This window comes from Agrococcus sediminis (assembly GCF_007923295.1).
Lineage (GTDB): Bacteria > Actinomycetota > Actinomycetes > Actinomycetales > Microbacteriaceae > Agrococcus > Agrococcus sediminis.
This window is the reverse complement of record NZ_VOIR01000017.1, coordinates 109439-127853: the sequence shown is the minus strand read 5'-3', so window position 1 is coordinate 127853 and position 18415 is coordinate 109439. Positions and strand designations below refer to the sequence as shown.

Here is an 18415-nt window from a genome sequence, read left to right as displayed (position 1 = left end):
CGCCGCACGCCCGCACCCGCATCTGGCGCACCCTTGGGGCTCCCCGAGGGAAGGAGGCGAGCATGCGGATGCTCGACAGGCTGGTGCAGGAGGAGGACGGCGCGGCGACCGCCGAGTACGTCATCGCGACGATGGCGGCGGTGGGCTTCGCCGGGCTGCTGGTGGTGATCCTGCGCTCCGACGAGGTGCGCGGGATCCTCACCGACATGGTGCAGCGAGCCCTGACGGTGCAGTAGGTGGCACCCGGCAGCGACCGCCGCGGCGAGCTCGGCGCGGTGACGGCCGAGCTCGCCGCGGCGCTGCCGGCCGCAGTGCTCGCCATCGGCCTCGCGGTCGCTGCGGTGTCGGCGGCAGCGGCCCAGGTCGGGCTCGAGCAGTCGGCGGGCGCGGCGGCGCGGGCGGCGGGGCGCGGCGACGACCCGGCGCTCTACGCCGACGGCGCCGCGCTGCGCATCGAGGCGCGAGGGGAGCTCGTCTGCGCCGTGCTCGCGCGCGAGGCGCTCGGCGGCGCGCTGACGCTGCGGGCGAGCAGCTGCGCGCACGGCGGCGGCCGGTAGATGCGCTCGCGGTGGGCGGAGGAACGGGGCGCCGGCGCCGCGCTCGCGCTCGCGGTGGCGTGCGCCGCGCTGCTGCTGGCGCTGCTCGTCGTCGGCGTGGGCACCGCGTCGATCGCGCAGGCGCGGGCGGCGGCCGCGGCGGAGGCGGCCGCGCTCGCGGCAGCCGATGCGCGCTCCGGCTTCGCCGACGGCGCGCCGTGCGCGCTCGCGCAAGCGGTCGCCGCGGCGAGCGGCGCACGGCTCGAGGCGTGCGCGCTCGACGGGCTCGACGCGCGCGTGACGGCTGTCGTCCCGGTCGGCCCGTGGCGCGCATCCGGCTCTGCCGTCGCCGGACCGCCGACCTGGGGAGCACCATGACACCGTGTGTATTGTGTCGAGGCGTGGCCCGGTCGGGCGCACCATCCCCCAAGAAGAGCAGTGAGCGTGAGCATGGGCAAGAAGCTCGTCATCGTGGAGTCCCCGGCGAAGGGCAAGACGATCGAGCGGTACCTCGGCGAGGGATACCAGGTGCTGGCCTCCGTCGGCCACATCCGCGACCTCGTCAGCCCGCGCGACCTGCCCGCAGACCTGAAGAAGGGGTCGTACGGCAAGTTCGCCGTCGACGTCGACCACGGCTTCGCCCCCTACTACGTCGTCAGCGACGAGAAGAAGAAGACCGTCGCCGAGCTGAAGCGCGCGCTCAAGGACGCCGACGAGCTCATCCTGGCGACGGATGAGGACCGCGAGGGCGAGGCCATCGCGTGGCACCTGCTCGAGGTGCTGCAGCCGAAGGTGCCGGTCAAGCGGATGGTGTTCCACGAGATCACGAAGGACGCGATCGAGCAGGCGAAGGACTCGATGCGCGAGCTCAACATGCCGCTCGTCGACGCCCAGGAGACCCGTCGCATCCTCGACCGCCTCTACGGCTACGAGGTGAGCCCGGTGCTGTGGCGCAAGGTGCGGCAGGGCCTGTCGGCCGGCCGCGTGCAGTCGCCGACCGCCCGCCTCATCGTCGACCGCGAGCGCGAGCGCATGGCGTTCGTCGCCGCCGGCTACTGGAGCCTGACCGCGCAGTTCGAGGCCGAGGGGTCGCGCTTCGGCGCGCGCCTCGTGCGCCTCGACGGCGCCCGCGTCGCGACCGGCAGCGACTTCGACGACCGGGGCCAGATCAAGGGCGTGCGCACGATCCTCGACGCGGAGGCGGCCGAGTCGCTCGCGACCGAGCTCGAGCAGACCGCCTTCGCGGTCGCCGGGGTCGAGTCGAAGCCGTACCGCCGCCGCCCGTCGGCGCCGTTCACGACGTCGACGCTGCAGCAGGAGGCGGGCCGCAAGCTCAAGCTCTCGGCGAAGCAGACCATGTCGGTGGCGCAGTCGCTCTACGAGCAGGGCTACATCACCTACATGCGCACCGACTCGCCCTCGCTGTCGTCGCAGGCGATCGCCGCAGCGCGCGCGCAGGCCACCAGCCTCTACGGCCCCGGCTCGGTGCCGCAGGCCGCGCGCCACTACGCCGGCAAGTCGAAGTCGGCGCAGGAGGCGCACGAGGCAATCCGCCCCTCCGGCGAGGCGTTCCGCACCCCGAGCGAGGTCAAGGCGTCGATGACGCCCAACGAGCACCGGCTGTACGAGCTCATCTGGAAGCGCACCGTCGCGAGCCAGATGATCGACGCGACCGGGCAGACCGCGACCATCACCATCGCGTCCGAGAAGACGGCCCGCGGCGTCGCCGAGTTCACCGCATCCGGCACCGTCATCACCGAGCCGGGCTTCCTGCAGGCGTACGAGGAGGGCAAGGACGCCTCGCGCTACGCCGATGACGCCGAGGCCGAGGGCACGCTGCCCGACGTCAAGGGCGGCGACCGCGTCGACCTCGCGGAGCTCGAGCGCAAGGAGCACGTGACCACGCCTCCGCCGCGCTACACCGAGGCGAGCCTCGTGAAGGCGCTCGAGGAGCTCGAGATCGGCCGGCCCTCCACCTACGCCTCGATCATCGACACGATCGTGCGCCGCGGCTTCGTCACGCAGCGCGGCGGCGCGCTCGTGCCGAACTGGATCGCGTTCTCGACCATCAAGCTGCTCGAGGACAACCTCGGCGACTACGTCGACTACGACTTCACCGCCGAGATGCTCGCCGACCTCGACCGCATCGCCGACGGCGAGCTCGACCGGCAGGAGTGGCTGCAGCGCTTCTACTTCGGCAGCGACGAGCGGCCCGGCCTGAAGTCGACCGTCGAGAACCTCGGCGACATCGACGCGCGCGCCGTCAACTCGATCCCGGTGGCCGAGGGCGTCACGCTGCGCGTGGGCCAGTACGGCCCCTACCTCGAGGGCACCGGCCCCGACGGCGAGACGAAGCGCGCCAACCTGCCCGAGGACCTCACGCCCGACCAGCTCACGCCCGAGAAGGCGGAGGAGCTCTTCGCCGCCGAGCCCGTGCAGGACCGCGTGCTCGGGCAGCACCCGGAGACGGGCCTCGACGTGGTCGTGAAGAACGGCCGCTTCGGGCCCTACATCGAGGAGGCGCTGCCGGTCGAGCTCGACGACGAGGGCAAGCCCGTCGCCCCGAAGAAGGGGAAGGCCGCGCCCAAGCCGCGCCGCGCATCCCTCTTCAAGGCGATGGAGCCGGAGTCGGTCGACCTCGAGACCGCGCTCAAGCTGCTCTCGCTGCCGCGGGTCGTCGGCGTCGACCCGGAGTCGGGCGTCGGGATCACCGCGCGGCCGGGCCGCTACGGGCCGTTCCTGTCGAAGGGCGAGGACACCCGCTCGCTCGACGAGGAGGACCAGATCTTCTCGATCACGCTCGAGCAGGCGGTCGAGCGCTTCGCGCAGCCGAAGTACGGCGCCCGGCGCGCCGCGTCGGCGCTCAAGGAGTTCGACGCCGACCCGGTCTCGGGCAAGCCGGTAAAGGTGCGCGACGGCCGCTTCGGCCCCTACGTGACCGACGGCGAGACGAACGCGACCATCCCGCGCGGCGAGGACGTCGAGGCGATCACCTTCGAGCGCGCGATCGAGCTGCTGCAGCTGAAGCGCGAGAAGGGCCCGACCAAGAAGCCGGTGCGGAAGACGGCCGCCAAGAAGCCCGCCGCCAAGAAGCCGGCTGCCAAGAAGCCGGCCGCGAAGAAGCCGGCGGCGAAGAAGCCCGCGGCGGAGCAGTGACCGGCGCCTTCATCACGCTCGAGGGCGGCGACGGCTCCGGCAAGTCGACGCAGGCGGCGATGCTGCAGGCGTGGCTCGAGGAGCGCGGCCGCACGGTCGTGCGCACGCGCGAGCCCGGCGGCACCGAGCTCGGCGTCGAGATCCGCCGGCTCGTGCAGCACACCGAGGGGCACGTCGCGCCGCGCGCCGAGGCGCTGCTGTACGCCGCAGACCGCGCGCAGCACGTCGCGACGCTCGTGCGGCCCGCGCTCGAGCGCGGCGGCGTCGTCGTGCAGGACCGCTACCTCGACTCCTCGGTCGCCTACCAGGGCGCCGGCCGCGAGCTCGACGGCCAGCAGGTGCGCGACCTGTCGCTGTGGGCCGTCGACGGGCTGCTTCCGGATCTCACGATCCTGCTCGACATCGAGCCCGAGGCGGGGCGCGAGCGGATGGCCGCGCGCGAGCACGCGCCGTACGACCGGCTCGAGGAGACGGGGCTCGACTTCGCGCGGCGCGTGCGCGAGGCCTACCTGGGGCTCGCCGCGGCCGAGCCCGACCGCTTCGCCGTCGTCGACGCATCCGGCACCCCCGACGAGGTGCACGCGAGCGTCGTGTCGCTCGTGCGTGCGATGCTCGACGCGCACCACTGAGGGGGAGCGGATGACGGGCGGCTGGAGCGAGATCGTCGGCCAGGCGGATGCGGTCGAGCAGCTGCGTCGCGCCGCGGCCGAGCAGCCGGGCGACGCCCACGGCGCGATGACCCACGCCTGGCTGCTCACGGGCCCGCCCGGATCGGGCCGCTCCAACCTCGCCTACGCCTTCGCCGCGGCGCTGCTGTCTGCGCCGACCGGCATCGAGCCGGAGGTGGCGACCCTCGTCGAGGCGCGCACCCATCCCGACCTCGTGACGCTCTCGACCGAGGGCGTGCTCATCACCATCGCGCAGGCCCGCGCCGTGGTGCAGCGCGCATCGCTCGCACCCTCGACCGCGCGCTACCGCGTGGTGGTGGTCGAGGACGCCGACCGGATGGCCGAGCGCACCTCCAACGCGCTGCTCAAGGCACTGGAGGAGCCGCCGCCCGAGACCGTCTGGATCCTCTGCGCGCCCAGCGAGGCAGACCTGCTGCCGACGATCCGCTCGCGCGTGCGCACCCTCACGCTGCAGGTGCCCGACCCGGCCGACGTCGCCCGCCTGCTCGTCGAGCGCGACGGGGTCGACCCCGCGGTCGCCGAGCGCGCGGCGCGCGAGGCGCAGAGCCACATCGGCATGGCGCGGCGGCTCGCGACGAGCGACGAGGCGCGGGCCCGCCGGGCCGAGACGCTGCAGATCGCGATGCGGGTGTCGACGGCGGCCTCGGCCGTGCTCGCCGCGGCCCGATACGTCGAGATCGCGACGGCCGACGCCGACGCGCTCTCGGCCGAGCGCGACGAGGCCGAGCGCGCGCAGGCGCTGCGCCAGCTCGGCATCGAGCCGGGCGGCACCGTGCCGCCGCAGCTGCGCCGCCAGCTGAAGGAGCTCGACGACGCCCAGAAGCAGCGCGCGAAGCGCGGCATGCGCGACGGCGTCGACCGCATCCTCGTCGACCTGCTGTCGCTCTACCGCGACATCCTCATGACGCAGCTCGGCGTCGGGCGCGAGCTCGTCAACGAGGCGATGCGCCCGACGGTGCAGGCCGCGGCCGACTACCTCGAGCGCGCAGCCGTGATCGACGTGCTCGACCAGATCCGCATCGCCCGCGAGCGCATCGAGGCCAACGTGCCGCCGCTGCTGGCGCTCGAGGCGATGCTCGTGCGCGCCGCGCGGGCGGCGCAGCGCCGCTGACAGGCCCCGGCCACAGGCTCGGGCAATACGGTGTGAGCATGCATCGCCTCCGCCGCCGCGGCCTCACCGCACTGGCCGTCGTCGCCGCCACCGGGCTCGCCCTCACGGGCTGCGTCATCCTGCCGCCGCCGCTGCCCGGCAGCCCGAGCACGCCCGGCACCTCCGGCACGCCCGGCGCGAGCGACGAGCCGCTGTGGAGCCCCACCGGCGAGGCCGTCGCGCCCGAGCTCGAGCCCTACTTCGGTCAGGACGTCGACTGGCAGGACTGCGGCGCCAACTGGTGCGGCACCGTCACCGCGCCGATGGACTGGTTCAGCGCGGGCGAGGAGTCGATCGAGCTCGCCGTCACCGTGGCGCCCGCGACCGGCGAGCGCCGCGGCGCGATCCTCTACAACCCCGGCGGCCCCGGCGCATCCGGCGTGGAGTACGTGCAGAGCTACGCCGACTACCTGCTGCACCCGGATGTGCGCGAACACTACGACCTCGTCGGCTTCGACCCCCGCGGGGTCGGCGGCTCGACGCCCATCTCCTGCTACGACGACCCGCAGGAGCTCTACGACTGGCTGTGGGAGATCCCGCCGGGCCCCGCACCCGAGCCGCTCAGCGACGAGGACCTCGAGCAGCAGCTCGAGTCGGCGCAGTGGCTGGGCGACGCATGCCTCGAGCACACCGGCGACTACCTGCAGCACATCGGCACCGAGCAGGTCGCGAGCGACCTCGACCTGCTGCGGGCGCTGCTGGGCGAGGAGCGCCTCAACTACCTCGGCGTCTCGTACGGCACGCTCATCGGCTCGACCTACGCCGACCTGTTCCCCGAGAACGTCGGCCGCATGGTGCTCGACGCGGCGGTCGCGCCCGACTCGACCGACTTCGAGGGCACGCTCTACCAGGCGGCCGGCTTCGAGCTCGCGTACGGCAACTTCGTCACCGACTGCCTGCAGCAGCGCGACTGCCCCTTCCAGGGGTCGAAGGAGGATGCGCTGCAGCAGACGCGCGCCCTGCTCGACGCGATCGACGCCGACCCGATCGAGGTCGCCGACGGCCGCCAGCTCGGCTCCGGCGCGTTCTTCACCGCGATCGCCGCCAACCTCTACAGCGACGCGCAGTGGGAGACGCTGCGCCAGGTGATCGCCGACGTCGCGGCGGGCCGCGGCGAGACCGCGTTCGCGCAGGCCGACGCGTACTACGGCGTGCGCCCGGACGGCTCCTTCGAGGACAACTCGCTCGAGACGCTCATCGCGGTCAACTGCCTCGACTACCCGCCGGTCACCGACTTCGACGAGGTGCGCGCGAACGCCGAGCAGATCATGGCCGCGGCGCCGACGCTCGGGCCCGACTTCGTGGGGCTCGGCAGCTGCGCCGCGTGGCCCTTCGAGGCGACGCGCGAGCCGCACGAGATCACCGCGCCGGGCGCCGAGCCGATCATCGTGATCGGCGGCATCAACGACCCGGCGACGCCGTACCAGCAGTCGGTCGACCTCGCGGCGATGCTCGAGTCGGGCGTGCTCATCTCGGTCGACGCGGAGGGCCACGGGCAGTACTTCGGCGGCAACGACTGCGTCGACCGGCCGGTGAACGAGTACTTCCTCGACGGCGTCGCGCCGGCCGGACAGATCGACTGCTGAGGCGGGCCGGACCCTGAGGCGGTCCGGCGCTCAGCTGCCGAGCGACGACGCCGGCCAGCGCCAGTCGGCGACCTCCGGCACGTCGACCCCGTGCTCGCGCGTGTGGGCGCGGGCCCTCGCGCGCGCATCGGCGAGCTCGTCGAGCAGCCCGGCGTGCGCCTCGGCGAGCCCCGGCACGCGCTGCAGCACATCGATCGCCAGCCGGTAGCGGTCGAGCTCGTTCATCATCACCATGTCGAACGGCGTCGTCGTCGTGCCGCGCTCGAGGAAGCCGTGCACGTGCAGGTGCGGGTGGTGGCCCCGGCGGTACGCGAGGCGGTGGATGAGCCACGGATAGCCGTGGTAGGCGAAGACGGTCGGCGCCTCGGGCGGGAAGATGCGGTCGTACTCGTCGTCCGGCAGCCCGTGCGGGTGCACGTCCGGCGGCTGCAGCCTTCCGAGGTCGACGACGTTCACGACGCGCAGCGACAGCGCCGGCGCGCGCTCGCGGAGGATGGCGGCCGCGGCGAGCGCCTCGAGCGTCGGGACGTCCCCGGCCGCCGCCAGCACCGCATCCGGGCCCGACCCCTCCCGCTCGGTGCCCGCCCACGGCAGCACGCCGAGCCCGCGACGGCAGTGCTCCTCGGCCTCGGCCATGCTCAGCCACTGCGGCGCCGGCTGCTTGCCGGCAACGACGAGGTTGATGCGGCCCGTCGAGCGCAGGCAGTGGTCGGCGGTCACGAGCAGCGTGTTGGCGTCGAACGGCAGGTGCACGCGCACGACCTCGGGACTCTTGTTGAGCGCGACGTCGATGAAGCCCGGGTCCTGGTGGCTGAAGCCGTTGTGGTCCTGCCGCCAGACGTGGCTCGAGAGCAGGTAGTTGAGGCTCGCGATCGGCTCGCGCCACGGCACGTGCATCGCCGACTCGAGCCACTTCGCGTGCTGGCCGAGCATCGAGTCGACGATGTGCGCGAACGCCTCGTAGGTGTTGAACAGCCCGTGCCGGCCGGTGAGCAGGTAGCCCTCGAGCCAGCCCTGGCACTGGTGCTCGCTGAGCACCTCGATCACGCGACCGGTGAGGGCGAGGTGCTCGTCGCCGGGCTCGATGCGCGCGTTCCACTGGCGCTCGGTGGCGGCGTAGACGGCGGGGGCGAGGCGGTTGGATGCGGTCTCGTCGGGCCCGAAGATGCGGAACGTGCGGGGGTTGTCGCGGATGACCTCGGCGAGCCACTCGCCGAGCACCGCCGTCGCCTGCGCCTCGACGGCGCCGCGCGCGTCGGGTGCGACGTCGATCGCGTGCCCGCCGATCGCCGTGAGGCGCAGCGGCTCGCGCCGCACGCCGCCGTTCGAGGCCGGCTCCGCGGCCATCCGCAGGTCGCCCTTCGGCACGTTGGCCCGCACGGCGGCGGCGGGCGCGCCGCGCTCGTCGAAGAGCTCCTCGGGTCGGTACGAGCGCATCCACTCCTCGAGGATGCGGCGGTGGCCGTCGTCGTCGCGCACGCCCGACAGCGGCACCTGGTGGGCGCGCCAGGTGCCCTCGATGCGCTCGCCGTCGACCTCGTCGGGGCAGGTCCCGCCCTTGGGGCTGCGCAGCACGATCATCGGCCACGCGGGCCGCTCGGCGAGCGTGCCCGCGGCGGCGTCGGCCTTGATCGCCGCGATGCGGTCGAGGGCGTCGTCGAGCACCGCGGCGAAGCGCGCGTGCACCTCCCGCGTCGGCTCGTCGTCGAAGCCGACGGTGACGACGAGCGGCTCGTGGCCGTAGCCGCGCATGAGCGAGACGAGCTCGTGCTCGGGGATGCGCGCGAGGAGGGTCGGGCCCGCGATCTTCCACCCGTTCAGGTGCAGGATCGGCAGCACGGCGCCGTCGGCTGCGGGGTTGAGCAGCTTGTTGCCGTGCCAGGCGGTCGCGAGCGGACCGGTCTCGGCCTCGCCGTCGCCGATGACGCACGCGACCAGCAGGTCGGGGTCGTCGAACGCGGCGCCGTAGGCGTGCGCGAGGGAGTAGCCGAGCTCGCCGCCCTCGTTGATGGAGCCGGGCGTCTCGGGTGCGGCGTGGCTCGGGATGCCGCCGGGGAACGAGAACTGCCGGAAGAGCCGCTGCATGCCGCGCTCGTCGACCCCGACCTCGGGGTAGCGCTCGGCGTAGACGCCGTCGAGCCAGGCGCCCGCGACGACCGCGGGCCCGCCGTGGCCGGGCCCGGTGACGAAGAGGGTGCGCTGCCGGCGCTCGCGGATGGCGCGGTTCAGGTGCGCCTGCAGGAACGTGAGTCCCGGGGTCGTGCCCCAGTGGCCGAGCAGCTGCGGCTTGATGTGCTCGCGCGCGAGCTGCTGCCGCAGGAGCGGGTTCTCGAGCAGGTAGATCTGCCCGATGCTCAGGTAGTTCGCCGCGCGCCACCACGCGTCGACGCGGTCGAGGTCGTCGGGGGAGGGCTCGCCGCTCCGTCGCTGCCAGGCGGTCGCCGTCATGGCTCGAGCCTGGTGCGCGGCGCCCTCGGTCGTCAAGGGCGGATGCCGTCCCGCCGGTCGTGGCGCAGGCCGGCCATGCGCTATGCTCGATGATCGTGCCTCGGCACGCCGCCTTAGCTCAGTCGGCAGAGCGATTCACTCGTAATGAATAGGTCGGGAGTTCGATTCTCCCAGGCGGCACCAGCACTTCCTCCCCGGCATCGTCCCGGGCCCCGCGGTCCATCAGCGGCGGGGGAACCGGCGCAGCAGCCGCAGCCAGCCGCGTCTCGACGCCGCCGCCGTCCGCCGCTCCAGCCGCCCGAGCGGGCCGCGCGCGGCAGCGCCCGTGGGCAGCGCCGCGAGGAACCACGCGAGGCGCAGGCGCATGAGGCCCGTCTCGCGGCTCGTGACCAGCAGCGTGCGAGCCGTCATCCCGATCTGGCCGCGCGTGCCGCGGGGCCGGGTGAACGATCGGGCCGAGACGCCGACGGTGAGCTGCGGGTCGGAGCGCACCGCGCTGCCGGGCGGCAGGTGCAGCGACAGGTCGACGTCGTCGTGCACGTCGGCGCGGTCGCGGTGCACGGCCAGTCGCATCCGCCTCCAGAGGTCGGCGCGCATCGCGAAGTTCGAGCCGTACAGCGGCGCGTGCCCGAGCAGCGCGGCGATCAGCCGGAAGTCGCCCACCGTGAGGCTCTTGCGGCCGAGGTACCGCACGAGCCACGTGCCGCCGTAGAAGGTCGCGGCCCCGCTGATCGCGTCGAGCTGCGGGTCGGCGGCGAACGCCGCCTCGATGCGCCCGACCCACTGCGGCGGCGGCACGGTGTCGGCGTCGAGCCGCGCGAGCACGTCGCCGACGGCCGCGTCGAGCGCGGCGGCGGTCGCCCCGGGGATGCCGGGCGCGTGCACCGCGAGCACGCGCGCGCCGTGGCGCGCGGCGACCTCGGCGCTGCCGTCGCTGCTGCCGCTGTCGACGACCAGGATCTCGTCGGGCGCGCGCGACTGGCGCGCGAGCGCGGCGAGGCAGCCCTCGAGCGCGATCGCGTCGTCGCGCACGGGGATCACGACGGAGATGCGCACGTCAGGCTCCGCGGATGAGCTGCAGGAGATCCTCGGTCAGCTCGAGCGGCGAGGTCTCGCACGGGCTGTGCCCGCCCGGGTACACCGAGAGGCGCGCGCCGATCTCGGCGGCGAAGCGGCGATGCAGCTCGAGCGGCCAGATGTCGTGCTCGCCCACCGCGACGAGCTTCGGCAGGCGCGCGGTGGCGAGGATCCCGCGCACGTCGGGCGTGTGCTGCATGAGCTCGAAGGCGTCGGTGACCGATCGGCGCCGGGTCAGGCCGAAGCGCTGCCGCACGAAGCGGATGCGCGAGCGCGGGACGCGGGCGACGTTGCGGCGCAGCGCCCACACCACGATCGCCGCGTTGACGCGGCTGCTCGCGACGACGCTGAACCGCCCCACCACGGGGACGTCGCGGAAGCCCGGGCCGGGCCGGGGCGGGCAGCTCATGAGCGTCAGGCTCGAGAACAGCTCGGGCCGTCGCACGAGCGCGAGCTGCGCGACGATGCCGGCGAACGAGTACCCGAGCACGTGCGACGGGCCGCCGCGGGACTCGAGCAGCGCGATGAGGTCGTCGACGAACAGGTCGTAGTCGTAGCGGGCGCGCGGCGGCACGAGGTGCTCCGGGCCCGCCGCGGCCGACTCGTACTGGCCCGCGAGGTCGTAGCTGAGCGCGCGCAGCCCGGCATGCGCGAGGCCCGGCAGGACGAGCGAGAAGTCCTCCTTCGATCCGGTCAGGCCGGGCACGAGCAGCACCGACTCGCCCTCCTCGGGCCCCATGCTGAGGGTCGCCAGCCGTCCGCTCGGGGCGTCGAACCACGAGCGGGACGCGCCGCGGGGAGTCGCGGTCCAGTCGACGACGTCGACGACGCGGGCGCCGGCGCCGGTGTGCCAGCGCTCCAGCGGCCCGCCGCCCTCCGGAGCGGGACCCGGGCCGCCGCGCGTCGCGGTCATGCGCGGAGGCCCTCCGGGGCTGCGCCCGTCACCCTCTGCACGAACCGGTGCAGCCGGCGGTACACCTCCTGCGACTCGGCGTGCGCGGCGTTCTGCTGCCACGTGTGCACCGCCCTGCGCGCCGACCGGTCGTACACGAGCGCCTCGACCGGGATGCGGTGCGCGCGGAGCCGCTGGAGGAAGTTCATGTTGGCGCGGTAGAAGTAGTCGCGCTCGGAGGTGGTCACGAGCACGGGCGGGAACTCCGGCGCGAGCCACTCGATCGGCGAGAGGAACCGGGCCTCGCCGCGCAGCCAGCGCATCGCGGCCGACGCCGTCGCGCCCCGGACGTGCCGGTGGCGGGGCACGAGCATGCGGATGAAGTCGAGGCTGAGCGCGGAGCCCCGCTCGAAGACGACGGAGAAGTCGACCACGCTGCAGTGCTGCACGAGCCCCTTCACGATGCGCCGGTCGGGGACGGAGGCCAGCGCGTGGTGGTGCTGCAGCTCGGGGTGGAAGGAGGCGGCGGTGAGCAGCGCGGCGATCTGCCCGCCCGCGGAGTCGCCGCCGAGCACCACCGACTCGGGGTCGCCCCCGTAGGAGGCGATGTGCTCGGTGACCCACGCCATCACGGCTGCCGCGTCCTGCAGGATGTGCCCCATGTGGGCGCGCGTCGCGCGGCGGTAGTTGGCGTTGACGACCACCATCCCGCCGACGCTCTGGCTCGCGCAGTACTTCGTGAGCGCGGCCTTGTCGCCGGAGGTCCACCCGCCGCCGTGGAAGTAGACGTAGACCGGCAGCGGCGCCGCCCCGGCGCCCGCTCGATCGGCGTGCCCCGCGGGCGACAGCACGTCGAGGCGGTGCGCGGCGTCGCCGTCCCCGACGTAGTCGATGTCGAGGTCGTAGCGGACGTCGGCGATCGGGTCTGCGTTGAACGTGCGCAGCTCGCGGCCCGCGACCGCGCGCATCATGGCGCGCCACGCCCAGACCGGCACGCCGCGCGCGGGCCACGCCCGGCGGAGGGCTCGCCAGAGGCGGGTCAGCCCCGGTCCCGTCGTCATGCGTGCACCTGCTCGCCGATCCTGCGCCGACCGGTGCGGCCGCACCGCACGACGCTCTGGCGCCTCACGATACGGCCGCGCCCTCGGCGCCCGCTATGCCCTGTCGGTCAGCGGCCGAACAGCGACGCGAAGAAGCCGCGCTTCGGCTCGTCCTGGTGGCCTCCGCACCACTGCGAGGCGGGCACGCCGCGGCGCACCTCGGCGACGTGCTGGCCACAGCCTGCCCAGGTGGTCTTGCCGCAGGTTCGGCAGCGGACGGAACGGCACATGATGTCTCCTCGAGGCGATCGGCAATACCCCTGGGGGTATCTAGTCGCGACCCACAATACCCACCGGGGTATCGTCTCCGCAACTCGGCCGACGCATCCGAGTCCTACGCTGGGCCCATGACCACAGCACTCCTGATCGTCGACGTGCAGAACGACTTCACCGAGGGCGGCGCGCTCGGCACGACGGGCGGGGCGGCGGTCGCCGCCGCGATCACCGAGCACCTGCGCACCCACGAGTACGCGCTCGTGGCCGCGAGCCGCGACTGGCACGACCCCGACAGCGACAACGGCGGGCACTTCGCGGCAGGGGAGCCCGACTTCGTCGACTCCTGGCCGGTGCACTGCGTCGCCGGCACCGAGGGTGCCGAGTACCACCCCGCGCTCGACGCGCTCGCGATCGACGTGCACATCAAGAAGGGGCAGGGCGAGCCCGCGTACTCCGCGTTCGAGGGCACGACCGACGACGGCGAGACGCTCGGCGAGGTGCTGGAGGAGCAGGGCGTCGATCGGCTCGACGTCGTCGGCATCGCGACCGACTACTGCGTGAAGGCCTCGGCGCTCGACGCGGCGCTCGCCGGGTTCTCCGTGCGGGTCATCGACGGCCTGACCTCCGCGGTGTCGCCCGTGACGCGCGCGGCGGCGCTCGACGAGCTGCGGGACGCGGGCGTGGAGGTCGTCGGGCTGCCCTGACGGAGATGTAGCGGAACTACATGTAGCCTGTCTGCATTGCGCTTCCGCGAGGATGCGCTGTTTACATAGCCGAACTAACAGATAGGCTGGCTAAGTGGCTACCTCCGCCCGCACCTCGTCCACCCGCCGCGTGCCCACCTGGCTGCGGGTGCTCATCCCCGCCGTCCTGATCCTCGGCTGGCTCGCCGCGCTCGGGCTCGGCGGCCCGACCTTCGGGCGGCTCTCGTCGGTCGTGTCGAACGACCAGACGAGCTTCCTGCCGGCCAGCGCCGACTCGACCGAGGTGCAGTCGCTGCTGCCGGAGTTCCTCGGCGCCGACGAGGTGCCCGCGATCGTGGTGCTCGCGACCGAGGGCGAGCTCGACGAGGGCGACCTCGCGCAGGTCGAGCAGCTGCAGCAGGAGATCGCCGACCTCGAGGGCGTGGTCGAGGTGTCGCCGGTCATCCCGAGCGACGACGGCCAGGCCGCGCAGGTCGTGGCGCTGCTCGACGGCTCCGGCTCGACCGAGGAGCTCACCGAGACGGTCGAGGCCGTGCGTCTGGCGCTCGAGGAGGCCGAGCTGCCCGCCGGCGCCACCGCCGCGGTGACCGGCCCCGCGGGCTTCAGCGCCGACATCTCGGCAGCCTTCGCCGGCATCGACGGCATCCTGCTGCTCGTCGCGCTCGGCGCCGTCCTCGTCATCCTCATCGTGGTCTACCGGTCGCCGCTGCTGCCGATCCTGGTGCTGCTGACCTCGGTCGCCGCGCTGTGCCTCGCGATCCTCGTGGTGTTCCTGCTGGCGCAGGCCGGCGTCCTGACGCTCAGCGGCCAGACCCAGGGCATCCTCTTCATCCTCGTCGTCGGCGCGGCGACCGACTACGGCCTGCTCTACACCGCGCGCTACCGCGAGGCGCTCGGGCAGGAGCGCTCGCGCTGGCGCGCGACGCTGCAGGCGCTCCGCGGCTCGTTCGAGCCCATCATCGCCTCGGGCGGCACAGTGATCGCGGGCCTGCTGTGCCTGCTGCTGAGCGACCTCGTCTCCAACCAGCAGCTCGGTCCGGTCGCCGCCATCGGCATCGCGGCGGCGATCCTCGCCGGCCTCACGCTGCTGCCCGCCCTGCTGCTGGCGTTCGGGCGGGTCGCCTTCTGGCCGTTCGCGCCGACGCCCGAGCGGCCGCGCACGAAGCCCGAGGGCAAGGGCCTGTGGAACGCGGTCGCGCAGCTCGTCGACCGTCGCGCCCGCGCCGTGTGGATCGCCTCGGCGCTCGTGCTCGGCGTCGGCGCGGTGGGGCTCGTGCAGCTGCAGGCGAACGGCGTGCCCTCGAGCGAGTTCGTGGTGGGGGAGTCGCAGGCGCGCGACGGGCAGGAGCTGCTCTCGGCGCACTACCCGGGCGGCTCGGGCTCGCCCACGCAGATCCTCGCCCCGGAGGGCGAGCTGGATGCGGTGGCCGAGGCCGCGGCGGAGGTCGACGGCGTCGACGGGGTCGCGGTCGCGAGCGAGGACTCGCCCGCCGGCTCGATCCCGCTGCCCGTGGACCCGGCCTCGCCGTTCGCCGCGGCCACCCCGACGGTCGTCGAGGGGCAGGTGCTCATCCAGGCGACGCTCGTCGATGCGCCCGACTCCGACGCCGCGCAGGAGACCGTGCGGGAGCTGCGCGAGCGCGTGGCCGCCGTGACGCCCGACGCGATCGTCGGGGGGCCGACCGCGACCGCGATCGACACGAACGACGCATCCCAGCGCGACCGCGCGCTCATCATCCCGGTCGTGCTCGCGGTGATCCTGCTGATCCTGATGGCGCTGCTGCGCTCGATCGTGTCGGCGGTGCTGCTCATCGCCACCACGGTGCTGTCGTACGGGACGGCGCTCGGCGTCGGCGCCGTCATCCTCACCGCGCTCGGCGTGCCCGCGATGGACCCCTCGGTGCCGCTGTTCGCCTTCGTGTTCCTCGTCGCGCTGGGTGTCGACTACAACATCTTCCTCATGACCCGCGTGCGCGAGGAGGTCGGCAGGCTCGGGCACCGGGAGGGCGTGCTGCGCGGTCTGCGCGTCACCGGCGGCGTCATCACCTCCGCCGGCGTGGTGCTCGCGGCGACCTTCGCGGCGCTCGGCGTGATCCCGGTGCTGTTCCTGCTGCAGCTCGCCATCATCGTCGCGCTCGGCGTGCTGATCGACACGACCATCGTGCGCTCGCTGCTGGTGCCGGCGCTCGCGCTCGAGATCGGCCCGAGGACGTGGTGGCCGTCGAGGCTGGGGCGGAAGGGCGCCGAGTCGTAGGCTTGGAGGAGCTCGTCGCCGCTCGCGCGACCGGGCGACGATCGTATACGATCAACCGCAATCATCCCGCGAAGGAGTCCTCATGAGCGCGACCACCGAGAGCCAGGTCCTCGAGGCCGTCCACGGCCGGCTGTTCATCGGCGGCGAGTGGATCGACGGCGAGCAGGGCACGATCGACGTGCGCGACCCGGCGACCGGCGAGGTCATCAAGCAGATCGCGAACGGCTCGGTCGAGGACGGCGTGCGAGCGCTCGACGCGGCGGTCGCGGCGCAGGAGGAGTGGGCGCGCACGCCCGCTCGCGTGCGCGGCGAGATCCTGCGGAAGGCGTTCGACCTGCTCCAGGAGCGCAAGGAGGAGTTCGCGCTGCTCATGACGCTCGAGATGGGCAAGCCGCTGGCCGAGGCCCGCGGCGAGGTCGCCTACGGCGGCGAGTTCCTGCGCTGGTTCTCGGAGGAGGCGGTGCGCATCGACGGCCGCTACATGATGACGCCCGAGGGCACGGGCCAGATGATCGTGACCCACCGGCCGGTCGGCCCGTGCTTCCTGATCACGCCCTGGAACTTCCCGCTCGCGATGGCGACCCGCAAGATCGCTCCCGCGCTCGCCGCGGGCTGCACCGCGGTCGTGAAGCCGGCGACGCTGACGCCGCTGACGACGCTGGCGCTCGTGGGGCTGCTCGAGGAGGCCGGCCTGCCGAAGGGCGTCGTGAACGTCATCACGACGAAGTCGACCGGCGCGCTCTCGGAGCGGCTGCTGGCCGACCCGCGGCTGCGGAAGGTGTCGTTCACGGGCTCGACGCCCGTGGGAGTGCAGCTGCTGAAGCAGGCGGCCGACAACGTCCTGAAGGCATCCATGGAGCTCGGCGGCAACGCGCCGTTCGTGGTGTTCGACGACGCCGACCTCGACAAGGCGGTCGAGGGCGCGCTGCTGGCGAAGTTCCGCAACATCGGGCAGGCCTGCACGGCCGCGAACCGCTTCATCGTGCACGAGTCGATCGCCGACGAGTTCGCACGTCGCGTCGGCGACGCGGTGAAGGCGATGAAGATCGGCCGCGGCACCGAGGAGGGCGTGCAGATCGGCCCGCTCGTCGAGGACAAGGCGGTCGACAACGCCGTGCGGCTCGTCGAGTCGGCGGTGGCCGACGGCGCGACGCTCGTCACCGGCGGCAAGGCGATCGACGGGCCCGGCTCGTTCTTCGAGCCGACCGTGCTCGACGGCGTGGATGCGTCGATGGCGGTGTCGATCGAGGAGATCTTCGGGCCGGTGGTGGCGATCCAGCGCTTCGCGACAGAGGACGACGCGGTGCGGCTCGCGAACGCCACCGAGTACGGCCTCGTGGGCTATGTCTTCACCGAGGACACCAATCGCGGCCAGCGCATGATCGACCGCATCGACACGGGCATGATGGGCCTGAACGTCGGCGTCGTCTCCAACGCGGCGGGCCCGTTCGGCGGCGTGAAGCAGTCGGGCCTCGGCCGCGAGGGCGGCGCCGAGGGCATCCACGAGTACCTCGAGACGAAGTACACGCTCATGCCCAACCCCTTCGCCTGATCGGTCCGGCCGCGCCGCCTCACACCTGCGAGGCGAGCTGCGCGAGCACCTCGCCTGCGGGGCCCTCGGTCGCGCTGCGCCAGCCGGTGCCGGCCCACAGGTGCAGCCGGTCGGCATCGCCCGCTCGGCCCGCCGCCTGGCGGAGCTCGCGGGTGAGGTGGTGCACGGCGGGGTAGGCCGCCGGCGCCGCGGCGTCGTGCCGGTCGATGAAGCCGTTGCGCAGCGCCCGCGCCGGTCGACCGGTGAACGCCCGGGTCAGCACGGTCTCGCTCAAGCGCGGATCCCGCAGCGCGGCGCGGTGCGTCGGCGAGGTGCCGGCCTCGTCGGTGCACAGCAGGAGCGTCCCCACGGCGACCGCCTCCGCGCCGGCGTCGAGCAGCGCGCGCACCGCGGCCGGCCCGTCGACGCCGCCCGCGGCGATCACCGGCAGGTCGACCGAGCGCAGCACCCCGCGCACGACCGATGCCGTCGAGGCCGGCTCGATCGCGCGGAGCGGGTCGTGGGTCGCGGAGTGCCCGCCGGCGTCGGGGCCCTGCACCACGAGTCCGTCGACGCCTGCTGCGGCGGCGCGGCCGGCCTCCTCCGGCGTCGTGACGCTGGCGAGCACGCGCGTGCCGCGCTGCTGCAGGGCCGCGATCTCGGACCGCGGCGGCAGGCCGAACGTGAGCGAGACGACCGGCACGGGGTGCGCGAGCAGGTGGTCGAGCTTGGCCTCCCAGGCGTCGTCGTCCTCGACGGGCTCGGGGTCGAGTCGCAGGCCGTAGGCGTCCGCCTCCGGCTGCAGGCGCTCGGCGTACGCCGCGAACGCCGCGCGGTCCACCGCGGCGCTCGCGGGCACGAAGAGGTTGACCCCGAACGGCGCGTCGAGCGCGCGGAGCTGCTCGATCTCGCCCGCCATCGCCTCCGGCGCCTTGTAGCCGGCGGCGAGGAACGGGAAGGCGCCGGCCGCCGCCGCGGCGGTGGCGAGCGCCACCGAGGTCGGGCCGCCCGCCATGGGTGCGGCGGCCAGCGGCAGGTCGGTCGAGAGCAGGGAGCTCCTGGCGGTCATGGTGCCT

At 73.7% G+C, this 18415-nt stretch carries 16 protein-coding genes and 1 tRNA gene; 11 read left to right on the top strand and 6 right to left on the bottom strand.

Features of this window, described 5'->3' with window-relative positions:
* The first annotated feature begins 62 nt into the window (after window positions 1–62).
* The 7 genes from FQ330_RS12225 to FQ330_RS12195 all read left to right on the top strand — a co-directional run bounded on the left by FQ330_RS12225 (window position 63) and on the right by FQ330_RS12195 (window position 7117).
* Window positions 63–236 (top strand): DUF4244 domain-containing protein, encoded by a 174-nt coding sequence (locus FQ330_RS12225; protein WP_146357911.1) that lies wholly within the window; start codon window positions 63–65, stop codon window positions 234–236.
* Complete coding sequence (locus FQ330_RS12220; RefSeq protein ID WP_146357909.1) at window positions 237–557, top strand: hypothetical protein; 321 nt, start codon at window positions 237–239, stop codon at window positions 555–557.
* Window positions 558–914, top strand: coding sequence for an Rv3654c family TadE-like protein (locus tag FQ330_RS12215; protein WP_146357907.1), 357 nt, complete (start codon window positions 558–560; stop codon window positions 912–914).
* Window positions 915–986: 72 nt separating this feature from the next.
* Window positions 987–3692 (top strand): type I DNA topoisomerase, encoded by a 2706-nt coding sequence (gene topA, locus FQ330_RS12210; protein ID WP_318655696.1) that lies wholly within the window; start codon window positions 987–989, stop codon window positions 3690–3692.
* Window positions 3689–4321 (top strand): dTMP kinase, encoded by a 633-nt coding sequence (tmk, locus tag FQ330_RS12205; protein ID WP_146357903.1) that lies wholly within the window; start codon window positions 3689–3691, stop codon window positions 4319–4321. Before topA ends, tmk begins: the two co-directional genes overlap by 4 nt.
* 10 nt (window positions 4322–4331) lie before the next feature.
* Window positions 4332–5492, top strand: a complete 1161-nt coding sequence (locus tag FQ330_RS12200; RefSeq protein WP_128188826.1) for a DNA polymerase III subunit delta' — start codon at window positions 4332–4334, stop codon at window positions 5490–5492.
* A gap of 38 nt (window positions 5493–5530) precedes the next feature.
* Window positions 5531–7117, top strand: a complete 1587-nt coding sequence (locus FQ330_RS12195) for an alpha/beta hydrolase (RefSeq protein WP_128188825.1) — start codon at window positions 5531–5533, stop codon at window positions 7115–7117.
* 30 nt (window positions 7118–7147) lie between these two features.
* Here the strand turns inward: FQ330_RS12195 and FQ330_RS12190 are convergent, their stop codons facing one another.
* Window positions 7148–9565 (bottom strand): phosphoketolase family protein, encoded by a 2418-nt coding sequence (locus FQ330_RS12190; RefSeq protein ID WP_146357901.1) that lies wholly within the window; start codon window positions 9563–9565, stop codon window positions 7148–7150.
* Between the two features lie 107 nt (window positions 9566–9672).
* Between FQ330_RS12190 and FQ330_RS12185 the strand changes: the two genes are divergently transcribed.
* A tRNA-Thr gene (locus tag FQ330_RS12185) sits at window positions 9673–9748 on the top strand.
* Window positions 9749–9787: 39 nt separating this feature from the next.
* Here FQ330_RS12185 and FQ330_RS12180 read toward each other — a convergent pair.
* The 4 genes from FQ330_RS12180 to FQ330_RS13385 all read right to left on the bottom strand — a co-directional run bounded on the left by FQ330_RS12180 (window position 9788) and on the right by FQ330_RS13385 (window position 12864).
* Complete coding sequence (locus FQ330_RS12180) at window positions 9788–10621, bottom strand: glycosyltransferase family 2 protein (RefSeq protein ID WP_192575944.1); 834 nt, start codon at window positions 10619–10621, stop codon at window positions 9788–9790.
* Window position 10622: 1 nt separating this feature from the next.
* Window positions 10623–11555, bottom strand: a complete 933-nt coding sequence (locus FQ330_RS12175) for an alpha/beta fold hydrolase (protein ID WP_146357897.1) — start codon at window positions 11553–11555, stop codon at window positions 10623–10625.
* Window positions 11552–12595, bottom strand: coding sequence for an alpha/beta hydrolase (locus FQ330_RS12170; protein WP_225792855.1), 1044 nt, complete (start codon window positions 12593–12595; stop codon window positions 11552–11554). The genes FQ330_RS12175 and FQ330_RS12170 overlap by 4 nt, the downstream gene beginning before the upstream one ends.
* Before the next feature lie 107 nt (window positions 12596–12702).
* A complete protein-coding gene (locus FQ330_RS13385) occupies window positions 12703–12864 on the bottom strand; it encodes a hypothetical protein (protein WP_164877051.1) in 162 nt (53 codons plus the stop codon).
* Between the two features lie 117 nt (window positions 12865–12981).
* Here FQ330_RS13385 and FQ330_RS12165 point away from each other — a divergent pair, with 117 nt between their 5' ends.
* The 3 genes from FQ330_RS12165 (at window position 12982) to FQ330_RS12155 (ending at window position 17360) form a co-directional block, all read left to right on the top strand.
* Entirely contained in the window at window positions 12982–13554 is a 573-nt protein-coding gene (locus FQ330_RS12165; RefSeq protein ID WP_128188821.1) for an isochorismatase family protein, read from the top strand.
* Between the two features lie 94 nt (window positions 13555–13648).
* Window positions 13649–15808, top strand: coding sequence for an MMPL family transporter (locus FQ330_RS12160; protein ID WP_225792854.1), 2160 nt, complete (start codon window positions 13649–13651; stop codon window positions 15806–15808).
* Window positions 15809–15890: 82 nt separating this feature from the next.
* Entirely contained in the window at window positions 15891–17360 is a 1470-nt protein-coding gene (locus FQ330_RS12155; protein WP_146357895.1) for an NAD-dependent succinate-semialdehyde dehydrogenase, read from the top strand.
* Window positions 17361–17379: 19 nt separating this feature from the next.
* Here FQ330_RS12155 and FQ330_RS12150 read toward each other — a convergent pair whose 3' ends face one another.
* Window positions 17380–18408, bottom strand: a complete 1029-nt coding sequence (locus FQ330_RS12150) for an NAD(P)H-dependent flavin oxidoreductase (RefSeq protein WP_146357893.1) — start codon at window positions 18406–18408, stop codon at window positions 17380–17382.
* Window positions 18409–18415: the final 7 nt, after the last annotated feature.